The sequence below is a fragment of the Cedecea sp. genome (assembly GCF_036500665.1).
In the GTDB taxonomy this organism is placed as follows: domain Bacteria; phylum Pseudomonadota; class Gammaproteobacteria; order Enterobacterales; family Enterobacteriaceae; genus Cedecea.
The window spans coordinates 41108-54842 of the sequence record NZ_DASYBS010000083.1 but is presented as its reverse complement, the minus strand read 5'-3'; the positions used below and the strand labels follow the sequence as shown (position 1 = coordinate 54842).

11 protein-coding genes and 1 pseudogene are annotated in these 13735 nt (G+C 55.5%); 7 read left to right on the top strand and 5 right to left on the bottom strand.

The features are described 5' to 3' along the window. Positions 1-2: 2 nt before the first annotated feature. The 3 genes from VGM55_RS12990 to VGM55_RS12980 are packed head-to-tail and all read right to left on the bottom strand — an operon-like array spanning position 3 to position 2066. Positions 3-320, bottom strand: a complete 318-nt coding sequence (locus tag VGM55_RS12990) for a phage tail assembly protein (protein WP_040264587.1) — start codon at positions 318-320, stop codon at positions 3-5. A 48-nt stretch (positions 321-368) separates the two neighbouring features. Next, positions 369-884 carry a phage major tail tube protein gene (locus VGM55_RS12985; protein WP_331635675.1) on the bottom strand — a complete coding sequence of 172 codons (516 nt, stop codon included), beginning with the start codon at positions 882-884 and terminating at the stop codon, positions 369-371. Next, positions 885-2066 carry a phage tail sheath family protein gene (locus VGM55_RS12980; protein ID WP_331635732.1) on the bottom strand — a complete coding sequence of 394 codons (1182 nt, stop codon included), beginning with the start codon at positions 2064-2066 and terminating at the stop codon, positions 885-887. A gap of 153 nt (positions 2067-2219) precedes the next feature. Between VGM55_RS12980 and VGM55_RS12975 the strand changes: the two genes are divergently transcribed. Continuing rightward, complete coding sequence (locus tag VGM55_RS12975) at positions 2220-3356, top strand: phage late control D family protein (RefSeq protein ID WP_331635674.1); 1137 nt, start codon at positions 2220-2222, stop codon at positions 3354-3356. Between the two features lie 39 nt (positions 3357-3395). Next, a complete protein-coding gene (locus tag VGM55_RS12970) occupies positions 3396-3644 on the top strand; it encodes an ogr/Delta-like zinc finger family protein (protein ID WP_078002107.1) in 249 nt (82 codons plus the stop codon). 31 nt (positions 3645-3675) lie between these two features. Here VGM55_RS12970 and VGM55_RS12965 read toward each other — a convergent pair whose 3' ends face one another. After that, the gene (locus tag VGM55_RS12965; RefSeq protein WP_331635673.1) at positions 3676-4368 is read right to left on the bottom strand and encodes a hypothetical protein; all 693 of its coding nucleotides are present in this window, start codon (positions 4366-4368) and stop codon (positions 3676-3678) included. A gap of 281 nt (positions 4369-4649) precedes the next feature. Between VGM55_RS12965 and copA the strand changes: the two genes are divergently transcribed. The 3 genes from copA (at position 4650) to ybaK (ending at position 8748) form a co-directional block, all read left to right on the top strand. After that, positions 4650-7154, top strand: a complete 2505-nt coding sequence (gene copA, locus VGM55_RS12960) for a copper-exporting P-type ATPase CopA (protein ID WP_331635672.1) — start codon at positions 4650-4652, stop codon at positions 7152-7154. Positions 7155-7258: 104 nt separating this feature from the next. Then, the gene (locus tag VGM55_RS12955) at positions 7259-8059 is read left to right on the top strand and encodes a TraB/GumN family protein (RefSeq protein ID WP_331635671.1); all 801 of its coding nucleotides are present in this window, start codon (positions 7259-7261) and stop codon (positions 8057-8059) included. Positions 8060-8268: 209 nt separating this feature from the next. Further along, on the top strand, positions 8269-8748 hold the full coding sequence (gene ybaK / locus VGM55_RS12950) for a Cys-tRNA(Pro)/Cys-tRNA(Cys) deacylase YbaK (protein WP_331635670.1): 480 nt from the start codon (positions 8269-8271) through the stop codon (positions 8746-8748). A 3-nt stretch (positions 8749-8751) separates the two neighbouring features. Here ybaK and ushA read toward each other — a convergent pair. After that, a pseudogene (gene ushA, locus VGM55_RS12945) lies at positions 8752-10404 on the bottom strand (bifunctional UDP-sugar hydrolase/5'-nucleotidase UshA). A 188-nt stretch (positions 10405-10592) separates the two neighbouring features. On the opposite strand from ushA, the gene VGM55_RS12940 reads away from it, so the two are divergent. Both VGM55_RS12940 and ybaL read left to right on the top strand, forming a co-directional pair. After that, positions 10593-11810, top strand: coding sequence for an MFS transporter (locus tag VGM55_RS12940; protein ID WP_154187835.1), 1218 nt, complete (start codon positions 10593-10595; stop codon positions 11808-11810). Positions 11811-12027: 217 nt separating this feature from the next. Continuing rightward, positions 12028-13704, top strand: coding sequence for a YbaL family putative K(+) efflux transporter (gene ybaL, locus VGM55_RS12935; RefSeq protein WP_154187836.1), 1677 nt, complete (start codon positions 12028-12030; stop codon positions 13702-13704). Positions 13705-13735 lie beyond the last annotated feature (31 nt).

The window sequence follows — 13735 nt, the reverse complement described above, 5'->3', positions numbered from 1 at the left end:
TGTTACTGATTCTCCGTCTCCGCCTCGTTCGATGCTCCAGACCCCGCAGGCGTCAAAAAAGGGACGAGCGCTTCAGACAGACTGACAAAATCGCGGGTATCCATTTCGTTGATTTCGGTCTGTTTGAGGCGCGGTGACGTAACGCGGGTCAGCAGTACCGCCACCGAATCCACATCCATATTCATCACGTTGACCAGCTTCAGGCCGCGCAGGGAGCCAGCCTGTTTGATCTCATCCGTGATCGTAACCTGAGTAATTTTCTCATCGCCGCGAACAACGGGTTTTGCCAGCGTAATGGCGTTATCGTTTTTTTTGCTCATTGTTGAATGCTCCGGGCGGCACAGGTGTGTCGCCACTTATCAGGTTAATCAGCTACCCATTCCCAGCGCAGACGTAATGCGGTCAGGGTAGATATTCTTGCCGTCTTTCTTGTAGATGAAGTTCAGCAGATCAAACTCAAACAACGGCTTATCGTCGATGGTGAGCTTGTAATAGGTGTTCTTCATCGTGTAACTGACGGAGGTGTCTTCTCCCTGCTTGCTTTCACCGCCGTCCATTTCGGTGATGCGGCCGCGCAGTTCGACCTCAACCAGCAGGCTTTCACCATCGGTGTAATACTCACCGGCGAAGCGGAAGCGGGTCTCGTCGATATCGCCGCAGTAGTTCAGCAGAAGCGACTGAACCAGACCACCAACCACCATCGTGGTATCCAGCGCGCCACTGTCCAGACCGAGATCCACAGCTGCGGATCCAATCATCCCGCCGCCCTGAAAATCTTCCGTCTTGCGTGTCAGCTTTGGCAACGTCACGGAAGAGACTTTGCCGATGCAATTGCTGCCGTTCACAAAGCAGGTGAACAGGCGCAGTTTGTGAGGAACCGCCATTTATGCACCTCCCAGCGAAGAGAACGCCGATTCAAAGTATTCATCGGTGAAGGTCTGGTACATCGTCAGATCCTCCATCGGTGGAACGGGCGTGTATTTATAGCGAATGCGCACCTGACCCTGACGAAGTCCGGTTGTCGGGTTATCCAGGATATCAAACCAGCATTCAGCGCCGATTAGCCGTCCCTGCGTTACCAGTGAGCTGAGTTTCCCACTGATACCGCTGACCACGTCCTTGACGTTGGCCGGGGTAAGCGGTTCGTCAATGGCCTCAAACTGCGCTTCCGCAATGCTGTCAGCCAGAATCTGTGCGGTACGGGTATAAACCTCAAAGATGTAGTCTTTGGTATCCGTGACGCGGTTGCCCCAGAACCGGAAACCATTACGCTTGATGAGCGTCGTGATCTCCTTGTTGTTCAGTTCATTTGCGTCGCTGTCTTCTGCCTGTAGTGACCAGAAAACATCCTGCGAAATACCCAGAACGTTCTTGACCGACACGTTGGAAAGCGATTTATGCCAGCCCTGATTGTTGTCAATCAGCGCACGCAGGCCGCAGGCATACGCCGGGGCCGGGAAGGTTTCGTTTTCTCCGGTCAGCGGGTTATAGGCGATGAAATCAGGCCAGATAAGCATAAGTTCGCGGTAGGCGAAGGTTGCGCGATAGGTGATGGCTTCCGCCATCGTCTTACAGCCGTAACAACTGGCATAGACAAACGCGCGCAGGTTTTGCGCAATGACGCACAACGCGGAGGTCACTTCTTCCGTGTCGTATCCCGGCACAGCCAGAATGCGCGGGCGATAGCCGACCTTCTGTTCTGCCGTCAGGAATGCGTACATGCCGGTATAGCTGCCGTCTTCTGCCGTGCCGCCCATGATAAGCTGTGCCTGCGTTTTACCGCCTTCTTCTTCCGTAGCTGCTGCCACGCGCACAACGATCACCTTCGGGCTGGTCTGGTCAGCGATGGCTTTAAGCGTTTTGTACAGGGAGCCGGTTTTACCCGCCTTACCCAGCACGTTGTTAACCCGCGTAACTAACACGGGGGTATTCAGGGGAAAGGCTTCCGCATCAGCATCATCCGCCACGGCGACGACCCCAATGACATTCGATTCTATGTCATTGATAGCCGCCACAAGGTCGGTATTTTCCCGGATGCGGGCACCATGAAAGCGATCTTCCGCCATAGTTTCCACCATTACGTTATTGAGTTCGCAGTGATAATCCACCATGTTTGACCGCCACTCACGCTATTGCGGGTCTGGCCGGACGGCGACAACAAAAACCGATTTGGTCTCTCCCGCGCGCGTGGGATCCTTCGCCGGAAGAAGGGGGAAAGCATGGCACTTACAGACCTGACCAAATCACTTAACGACGCCGTCAGCAGTTATAACGATTCACTTACCGAGGCGGTAAAAAGTCCAGGATTCAACATTACGATGGGCGGCAAGGTACTGACGCAGCTTGATGATCGGATCATGTCGTTGTCACTGACGGACAACAGAGGCTTTGATGCCGATCAGCTATCTATTTCCATTGATGACAGTGACGGTATGGTTGCACTGCCGCCGCGCGGGGCTGAGCTTGCCGTATCATTTGGCTGGCTGGGTGAACCGCTGATTTACAAGGGGCTGTACACGGTTGACGAGGTTTCCCACGAAGGCCCGGCAGATACTATTGGCGTTACTGCCCGCAGCGCTGATTTTCGTGAAGAATTCAACGTAAAGCGCGAAGTCTCATGGCATGACGTGACCGTTGAGCGCGTTGTGTCGGCAATAGCGCACCGATACGGACTGAAGGCGCAGATCAGTGAAATGCTCATAGATATTGAGATTGATCACGCCGACCAGACACAGGAAAGCGATATGTCATTCCTTACCCGCATGGCGGACATGCTGGGCGCAATTGCCACCGTCAAGAACGGCAGTCTGCTGTTTATTTTGCCGGGTGGTGGTGTGACCGCTGACGGGAAGGCGCTCCCCTCTGCCAATATTGACCGCACAAGTGGCGACCGGCATCGCTTTCGTATTGCCGATCGGGATGCGTATACCGGCGTCAGGGCTTACTGGCTGGATCTGAATTTTGGCAAAAAGAAAAAGGTCAGCGTTAAGCGCCGCAAGCCTGCAAAGCCCAAAAAAGAGAAGAGCAGCAGCCGTGAGGGTGATTACATGGAGGGCGCAGACGGTAACGTCTATGTGCTGCGCAAAACCTACCAGAATGAAGAGGCGGCGAAACGTGCGGCGGCGGCAAAGTGGCAGCAGCTTCAGCGTGGCGCAGCAGAGTTTTCGATCACCCTGGCGCGTGGCCGCGCTGAGCTTTACCCCGAAATGCACGTAACGGTTAGCGGCTTTAAGGATGAAATAGATAATCAGGACTGGATCATTGCGCGTGCTGAGCACGTTATAGACGACAGCGGTTTTACCACCCGGCTGGAGCTGGAAGCAAAAATACCTGACTGGATCGCGGAAACTGAATAAAATGAAATGGAGTTCAACTCCCACAGGGGAGCCATCATTATGTTCAGATGTCCATTTTGCGGGGCTATGGCCCGCACCCGTACCAGTCGTAAAATAACCGATATGACAATCCGTCAATATCACCAGTGCCAGAATCTGGAATGTAGCCGGTCATTTACCACGCTAAACAGCGTGGAAAGGGAAGTTACAAAACGCGCAGGTGTTGCACCGCTACCGCCTGACTTCATCCCTCGCGATGCCTTCCCGGCGTCCCACTATGGAAGGGATCAGTTAAATCTTGCGTTATAAAAGAACCCCGCGATTATCGCGGGGTTTCGTTTCATCGTAAGTATTCGACAATATGACCAGTCTTCAGATCGATTTTAGCGGATAACTGATTTTTCACCGTTGCGCCATAACTATTGGCACCTTGATAAGTGGTTGTGGCAATGGCATAAGGTGCTGCACCATCCAGGATAAACCGATACTTAGTTTCCAAATGTTTGAATGAAGACGGATCATTCATGTCGTCTTTTATTGCAGCAATAAGCGGTTGGTATGAGCTATCAAACAATCTGACATTACTTCTGAAAACGTCAAAATCTACCATCTTGGCTAAAGAAGACGGATCCTTCTGATAATCTTGCTTACACCAATCAAGTGCCTCGGAAGCCTTGATATCATCATTTTTCGTATATGAGTGCTGGCTAATACATTTGTAAAAATCGGTTGATGCGCTTAGAGATAAGCCAGCTTGAGATAAATAGCTTTCAATAATTTTAGAGCGTTCATCTTTATCTAAGCTTCGCCATTGCTTGAGTGAGGTGTTTTTGTAGTTAGACGATGTATCATTTGGTGCCTCTGGTATATAAGAGCACGCCTTTGGAATCACCCCCAAAACTACTATGAGAACAGCCAGGGCAGCTAAAGGGTGCCACCATCGATCCCCTGGTTTTTTAACATCACAATACGGGCATTTTTTTTCTTTACGAGCGACTTCACTCCCGCACTTCCTGCATGTAGTCATTGTCATCTATGACGCTCCTTTAAATAGGGAAATTGCGCCAAAAGTTTAACCGCCATGAGCTACACAAAAAAGTAAAAAGCCCCGCAATATTGCGAGGCTTTGTCTTTGTAATGTGGACACTTTTGTCGAAGTGTGGACGCTATGTGGACGCTGATTTTAAAAATCCCTTTCAATCAGCAATTTAAAAGCTTGACCTTCCCCTTGATGGAAGGTTTAACCTTTCTCATAGTTAACCGAATCATCCTTTCGGTCAATATTTCACCTCACCATCATACAGGAGTCTTGCGATGTCACACATTGTGGATCTGAATCTGGATGGCCTGACCTGCGGCCATTGTGTTAAACGCGTGAAAGAAAGCCTCGAGCAGCGTGCAGACGTTGAGCAGGCTGAAGTCACCCAAACCCACGCCCGCGTCACCGGCAGCGCCACGCCGGAAGCACTGGTAGAAACCGTGAAGCAAGCGGGATACGGCGCAGAAGTCGCCAGCCACCCAAAGGCTGAACCGCTGGCAGAGTCATCAACTCCGTCGGAAGCACTGACAGCGGTCGCCCCTTCGCTTCCGGCAGCGTCTACCGACGATGACAGCCAGCAGCTGTTGATCAACGGTATGAGCTGCGCCAGCTGCGTCTCCCGGGTGCAAAATGCCTTACAGAATGTCCCGGGCGTCAGCCAGGCACGGGTTAACCTTGCGGAGCGCAGTGCGCTGATAATGGGCACCGCCTCCGCAGAATCGCTGGTCAAAGCCGTGGAAAACGCAGGCTATGGCGCCGAAGCGATTGAAGACGACCAGAAACGCCGTGAACGTCAGCAGGAAACGGCGAACGCCGCCATGAAGCGCTTCCGCTGGCAGGCGATTGTCGCCCTCGCAGTCGGGATCCCGGTGATGGTCTGGGGCATGATCGGCGACAACATGATGGTCACCGAGAGCAACCGCTCCCTGTGGCTGACCATCGGCATCATCACCCTTGCGGTAATGGTCTTTGCCGGCGGTCATTTTTACCGTAGCGCCTGGCGCAGCCTGATGAACCGCGCGGCCACTATGGATACGCTCGTCGCCCTCGGCACCGGCGCGGCCTGGCTCTACTCCATTACCGTCAATATCTGGCCGCAGCACTTCCCAATGGAAGCCCGCCACCTCTACTACGAGGCCAGCGCGATGATCATCGGCCTGATAAACCTCGGCCATATGCTTGAGCAGCGTGCACGTCAGCGCTCCTCCAAAGCCCTTGAACGTCTGCTGGACTTAACGCCGCCGACCGCACGAGTAGTGACGGATGAAGGCGAAAAAACCTTACCGCTGGCGGAAGTCACCGCCGGAATGACGCTGCGCCTGACCACCGGCGACCGCGTGCCCGTTGACGGCGAAATTACCCAGGGCGAAGCCTGGTTCGACGAAGCGATGTTGACCGGTGAACCGGTCCCGATGCAAAAATCAAGCGGCGACGGTATTCATGCCGGCACCGTGGTGCAGGACGGCAGCGTGCTGTTCAAGGCCACCGCAACCGGCAGCCACACTACGCTGTCCCGTATTATCCGCATGGTTCGCCAGGCGCAGAGCAGCAAGCCGGAAATAGGCCAGCTTGCCGATAAAATTTCTGCCATATTCGTGCCTGTCGTGGTAGCCATCGCGCTGATTAGCGCCGCTATCTGGTACTTTGTCGGCCTGGCGCCGCAAATCGTGTACACCCTGGTCATTGCCACCACGGTGCTGATTATCGCCTGCCCTTGCGCCCTCGGCCTTGCGACGCCGATGTCGATTATTTCAGGCGTGGGCCGTGCCGCCGAGTTTGGCGTGCTGGTTCGCGATGCCGATGCCCTGCAGCGCGCCAGCACGCTGGATACCGTGGTCTTTGACAAAACGGGCACGCTGACAGAAGGCAAACCGCAGGTGGTTGCTGTAGAAACTCGCTCCGGCGTGGATGAAGTACAGGCCATACGCCTTGCGGCCGCGCTTGAGCAGGGTTCAAGTCATCCGCTGGCTCGCGCCATTATTGAAAAAGCAGGCAGTTCAACGCTGCCGGAAGTCACCTCGTTCCGCACTCTGCGGGGGCTTGGCGTCAGCGGTGAAGTTGACGGGCATAAACTTCTGCTGGGCAACAAAGCGCTGCTTGATGAACAGGGCGTGGACACGCAGCCGCTTGTCGACAGCATTGATACGCAGGCACGTTCAGGCGCCACGCCGGTTCTGCTGGCGGTAGACGGCCAGCTCATGGCGCTGTTAGCCATACGCGATCCGCTTCGCAGCGACAGCGTAAGCGCGCTGCAGCGCCTGCATCGCAACGGCTATCGTTTGGTGATGCTCACCGGCGATAACGCCGTGACCGCCAACGCTATTGCCAAAGAAGTTGGCATTGACGAGGTGATTGCGGGCGTGCTGCCGGACGGCAAAGCTGACGCCATCAAACATCTGCAGCAGCAGGGCCGCCAGGTGGCGATGGTGGGCGACGGCATTAACGATGCCCCGGCGCTGGCTCAGGCAGAAGTGGGGATTGCGATGGGCGGCGGCAGCGACGTCGCGATTGAAACCGCCGCCATCACCCTGATGCGCCACAGCCTGGTGGGCGTTGCCGACGCGCTGGCCATTTCTAAGGCTACGCTGCGCAATATGAAGCAAAACCTGATGGGCGCCTTCGTGTACAACTCGCTTGGCATTCCGATTGCCGCTGGCGTGCTGTACCCGCTGACCGGCACGCTGCTCAACCCGGTGGTTGCCGGAGCCGCGATGGCGCTCTCTTCCATCACCGTGGTCAGCAACGCCAACCGTCTGCTGCGCTTTAAACCGAAAGACTAACCTCTCTGCGGCCTGCCGTTCTCCTTTTGAGCGGAAGGCCGACTTTTTACTTTCCCCTTCCAGCCCAGGGCGTTAGCATGGCTTTTTAGCCAGGGAATCGCGATATGGGTTTGTTCCAACGTCTTAGCGCACTGCTTTCCAGTCTGACAGCCTCTACTTATCCCTGGCCTGCCCTTGATATCACGCTCCCCGGTAAGCGCTATCTGCACCTCGTGGGCAGCATTCATATGGGCACACGCGACATGACTCCGCTTTCCGCACGCCTGGTGAAAAAGCTGCGTGAGGCAGATGCCCTGATTGTCGAAGCGGATATCCGCACCGGTGATTCGCCGTTCAGTGAAATCGCGGAGGACATCGAGCTGGAAGCGCGTATGGCACCGGACGATTACCAGCAGGTGCTGAGCCTTTGCAGCGAACTGGGTATCTCGCTAAGCAGCCTTGAACGCCAGCCAGCCTGGCAGGTGGCGCTGATTTTACAGGCACACCAGGCGCAGCGGCTTGGTCTCCGCCCCGACTACGGCATTGACTATCAGCTGCTGGAAGCCGCGCAGCGCTATAACGTGCCGGTCACCGAGCTTGAAGGCGCGCAAAGCCAGATAGATTTGCTGATGGCGCTGCCTGAGGGTGGGATGCCGCTGCTGAACGACACGCTGGAGCACTGGCACACCAACGCGCGCCTGCTGCAAATTATGATCGGCTGGTGGCTGGAAACGCCGCCCCAGCAGGGCAATATCGCACTACCAAATACCTTTGGTGATGAACTATACGATGTACTGATGCACCAGCGTAACCGCCAGTGGCAGGCATTTCTTCAGCAGCTGCCCGCCGGGCGCTATGTGGTTGCGGTGGGGGCACTGCACCTTTACGGTGAAGGTAACTTGCCGGAATTACTGAAAAAAAGGTAAAAAAAATGGCCAATATTTCTATTGGCCCGTCAAAGAGGAATTTCATTTATTATTCTGTTTATCCCGGCTGCCGAAGCAACCGAAGCTGAATTGTCGCTCAATGTGATGGTTTACGCCATCACTATTATGTAGCGCTATATTACTCGTCAAGTATATCACTATGATTACTATTTTGTGCGTTTTCAAAACAACGAATAAAGAAGGAAACCATGACTCCCGCGGTAAAACTCCTCGAAAAGAACAAAATCAGCTTTCAAATTCATGCCTATGAGCACGATCCGCTGGAAACCAACTTTGGCGACGAAGTGGTTCGCAAGCTGGGGCTGAACGCCGACCAGGTGTATAAAACGCTGCTGGTGGCGCTGAATGGCGACATGAAACACCTGGCCGTGGCGGTGACGCCGGTTGCCGGGCAGCTTGACCTGAAAAAGGTCGCGAAGGCGCTGGGCGTGAAGAAGGTTGAAATGGCGGACCCGATGGTCGCGCAGCGGATCACCGGCTATCTGGTTGGGGGCATCAGCCCTCTTGGGCAGAAAAAGCGCTTACCGACGGTGATTGATACGCCGGCACAAGCGTTTGCCAGCATCTACATTTCCGGCGGCAAGCGCGGACTGGATATCGAACTCGCGGCAAACGACCTGGCGAAGCTGCTGGATGCCAGTTTCGCCGATATCGCCCGCCGCGATTAACGCTTAGTTCCAGCTCACCTCACCCTTCGGTTGGTAAGCATTCACGTCCAGCGGTGAGTTCTGTTCGATGTACTGTTTCAGGACTTCCGCATCCACAAAGCCGGTGTTGACGTAACCCGGCTTTTTATCGATTTCCGGGTAACCATCGCCGCCGGTGCCGTTGAAGCTCAGCGTCGCCATGCGGTAGGTTTTCGCCGGGTCAATCGGCTGGTCTTTGATTTTCAGGTTGCTCAGCTTACCGCCGGTTGAGGTGAAGCTCACGTTTGAGAACTGCGGGTAGGCGCCGGAGTCCGGCGTTTTCTGCGCCACCGCCGTCAGATACTCCTCAACGTCTTTGCCGTTCATGTCGATGTAGACCACGGTGTTGCCGAACGGCTGCACCTTAAGCACGTCTTTATAGGTAATATCCCCGGCTTCGATGGAATCACGCACGCCGCCGCCGCTCATCACCGCAAAGTCCGCGTTGGTTCGCGCCATCTGTGCCGCCAGCAATACGCGCGCCAGGTTGGTCTGCACAAAACGCACCTTGCTGCGGTCCCCTTCAAGGTGTCCGTTCACGCTGCCCACTTTCACCTTCAGCGCCGCCTGGCCTTTGTTCTGGAACGGCGTCAGCAGGGAGAGCATCTGCTGGTTTTCCGCGATTTGCGGGGTGTAGAGTACGCGCTCACTTTGCCCGTTGTCGTAGGTGATTTTCTTCTTCAGGTTGATAGGGATCAGCTGATAGTGCACCAGCTTCATCTCGCCGTTACGGAACTCAAAGTCCGCGCGACCAACATATTTCCCCCACTCGTGCGCCTGAACAATCCAGGTACCGTTTTACTTGTCCGGCGCGCAAGGCGTCCCCGGGACGTAATCCTTCTGCTTCTGATTCTCGCCCGCCATGCAGACCGGATCCTGTGAGTGACCACCCACAATCATCGTTAGCGCCCCGGCAGGCAGGCTTCTTGCCATTTCGACATCGCCCGGCGCATTCGAACCGTGGTTGCCGTTATCGTAGTGGCCCATATGGGTGGCGGCGATAATCACGTCTGGTTTTTCGGTGCCCTGCAGCTCCTGAATCACCAGTTTAGCTTCCTCCGCAGGCTTACGGAATTCGATGTCGGTAAAGTACTCCGGGTTACCGATTTTTGCCGTGTCGTCGGTGGTCAGGCCGATAACCGCCACCTTGATGCCCTGGGGTTTAAAAATCGCATACGGCTTAAACAGGCGTTCGCCGGTGCTTTTCTGATAAATATTGGCGGACAGCAGCGGGAACTTCGCCCATTTTTCCTGCTGGCGCAGCACGGAGAGCGGGTTGTCGAATTCGTGGTTACCGACGGCCATGGCGTCATAGCCAATCAGGCTCATGCCGCGGAAGTCCGGCTCGGCATCCTGCAGGTCAGATTCCGGCACGCCGGTGTTGATATCACCGCCCGACAGCAGCAGCACGCTGCCGCCCTCGGCTGCAACCTCTTTACGCACGCTGTCTACCAGCGTTTTTTGCGCCGCCAGACCGTACTCCGCGTATTCATTACGCCAGAAGTGGCCGTGATGATCGTTAGTGTGAAGAATCGTAATTTTGTAGGTCTTGTCTTTTTCCCAGGCCAGCGCAGAGGCGCTGGTTAAGCTCAATGCCACCAGCAGCGCCGTGGTTATTGTTTTAGTAGCAAAACGCATTGCCCATCTCCATGTCAAAATGTAACTGCGCAGAAATACCAGATAGCGGCCAGGATAGACAACTAACTTTTCCGAAATGCGACTTTCTTCAAATCCCCCGCACGCGTATGTTAGCAGGGTAAGAATTTCTTCCGGGCGATTTCCTGCGTCGCCCGCTCTAAAAACAATAACCGTTTGTACAGGTAATTATGGCAAGCTCTCAAACCCTCACCCAGCCGGGCACACCCCCGGAGCAAAAAAAAGCGCGCACCGCATTTGGGATACTCGGCGCTATAAGCCTTTCCCATCTGCTTAATGACATGATCCAATCGCTTATTCTGGCTATCTACCCCCTGCTACAGGCCGAGTTCTCCCTGAGCTTTATGCAAATCGGGATGATAACCCTGACCTTCCAGCTTTCTTCATCGCTGCTGCAGCCGCTGGTGGGCTACTACACCGACAAATACCCGATGCCGTGGTCGCTGCCGATTGGCATGTGCTTTACCCTCTGCGGCCTGGTGCTGCTGGCGCTGGCGGGTAGCTTCCCGGCGGTTCTGGTGGCTGCGGCGCTGGTCGGCACCGGTTCGTCGGTGTTCCATCCGGAATCCTCGCGCGTGGCGCGTATGGCGTCCGGTGGACGTCACGGGCTGGCGCAGTCGCTGTTCCAGGTGGGCGGCAACTTCGGCAGCTCTCTGGGGCCCTTGCTGGCGGCAGTTATTATCGCGCCTTACGGCAAAGGCAACGTGGCGTGGTTTGTTCTTGCTGCCCTGCTGGCAATTGTGGTCCTGCTGCAAATCAGCCGCTGGTATTCCGCTCAGCACAAAATTGCGAAAAGCCGCCCTGCCGTGCCGGTGGTCAACCCGCTGCCGCGCAACAAAGTTATCCTGGCGGTCTCTATTTTGCTGCTGCTGATCTTCTCTAAATACTTCTATATGGCGAGCATCAGCAGCTACTTCACTTTCTACCTGATGCAAAAATTCGGATTATCGGTACAAAACGCCCAGATCCACCTGTTCGCCTTCCTGTTTGCCGTCGCGGCGGGGACGGTTATCGGCGGGCCATTAGGGGATAAAATTGGTAGAAAATACGTGATTTGGGGCTCAATCCTCGGCGTCGCGCCATTTACCCTTGTTTTACCCTACGCTTCGCTTTACTGGACTGGGGTACTGACGGTGATCATTGGCTTTATTCTGGCCTCGGCATTCTCAGCCATTCTGGTCTACGCTCAGGAGCTGTTACCTGGACGTATCGGTATGGTTTCCGGGCTGTTTTTCGGATTTGCCTTTGGGATGGGTGGCCTCGGTGCCGCGGTACTTGGGCTGATTGCCGACTACACCAGCATCGAATTGGTCTACAAAATATGTGCCTTCCTGCCATTGCTCGGTATTATGACAATATTCCTGCCCGATAATCGCCATAAATCCTGACTTTTACCGGCCAAAGTGTTGCTTTGGCCGCCTCCCCTCCCCACACAGCTTCAGCGACTCCCCCACATAACTGAGTTAAATGCTACTCAGGCCCTTTTTTTTATCGAAATGCGCCTTTTATTCAAGATTCAACAATTATTCATAAACGCCGATAAGGAAATTGTCATAAACTGTGTAACAGAACGTTTTGGAACATCGGCCAACCAAAGGAGACGGAATGCATCACGCCACACCGCTTATCACCACCATTGTTGGTGGTCTCGTGCTCGCTTTTTTACTCGGTATGCTGGCGAATAAGCTGCGCATATCTCCGCTGGTGGGCTATTTATTAGCCGGCGTGCTGGCGGGACCTTTTACGCCAGGTTTTGTTGCTGATACCAAACTTGCCCCCGAGCTGGCGGAATTAGGCGTGATTCTGCTGATGTTCGGCGTCGGGCTGCATTTTTCATTGAAGGATTTGATGGCGGTAAAGGCCATCGCCATCCCCGGAGCGATCGCGCAGATTGGCGTCGCGACGCTGCTGGGCATGGCGCTTTCCTGGCTGATGGGCTGGTCACTGATGACCGGCATCGTGTTTGGCCTCTGCTTGTCGACCGCCAGCACCGTGGTACTGCTGCGCGCGCTTGAGGAACGGCAGCTAATCGACACCCAGCGAGGGCAGATAGCCATTGGCTGGCTGATTGTTGAAGATCTGGTGATGGTGCTGACGCTGGTGCTGCTGCCGGCGGTGGCCGGCATGCTGGAAAAAGGCGACGTCGGGCTGGCTTCCCTGAGCCTGGATATGGCTATCACCATCGGTAAGGTCGCCGCCTTTATCGCCCTGATGATGCTGGTGGGCCGTCGCCTTGTGCCGTGGATTCTGGCTCGCAGCGCCGCCACCGGCTCCCGCGAACTGTTTACCCTTTCGGTCCTCGCGCTGGCGCTCGGCATCGCATTCGGTGCGGTTGAGCTGTTTGACGTCTCCTTTGCGCTGGGTGCCTTCTTTGCCGGTATGGTGCTGAACGAGTCAGAACTCAGCCACCGCGCGGCGCACGACACGCTGCCGCTGCGCGACGCCTTTGCGGTGCTGTTCTTTGTCTCCGTCGGGATGCTGTTTGACCCGCTTATTCTGATTCAGGAGCCGCTGGCGGTGCTGGGCACGCTGGCCATCATCATCTTCGGTAAGTCTCTGGCGGCGTTCCTGCTGGTACGCATGTTCGGCCATTCCCAGCGTACCGCGCTGACCATCGCCACCAGCCTCGCGCAAATTGGTGAGTTTGCCTTTATTCTGGCCGGCCTCGGCATGGCGCTGAACCTGCTGCCACAAACGGGGCAGAATTTAGTGCTGGCGGGGGCAATTCTGTCGATTATGCTGAACCCAATTCTGTTCGCTATCCTTGAGCGCTATCTTGAAAAAACCGAGACGCTGGACGAGCAGACGCTGGAAGAGGCTATCGAAGAAGAGAAGCAAATCCCGGTGGATATCTGCAACCACGCGCTGCTGGTCGGCTATGGCCGCGTCGGCAGCCTGCTGGGCGAAAAACTGCTTGCCGAAGGTGTGCCGCTGGTGGTGATTGAAACCTCCCGCAGCCGCGTGGACGAGCTACGCGAGCGAGGCATCCGCGCCGTGCTGGGCAATGCCGCTAACGAAGAGATCATGAATCTGGCGCACCTGGACTGCGCGCGCTGGCTGCTGCTGACTATCCCTAACGGCTACGAGGCGGGTGAAATCGTCGCGACGGCCAGGGCAAAATGCCCGGATATCGAGATCATCGCCCGCGCGCATTACGACGACGAAGTGGATTACATCACCGAGCGTGGCGCTAATCAGGTTGTGATGGGTGAAAGAGAGATTGCCAATACTATGCTGGGGCTATTGGTCCCGCCGGTTGTGCAGGAAGCGGTGACGGGTTAGTTCGCTTTGGGGCAGGTTTAGCGCCTGCCCG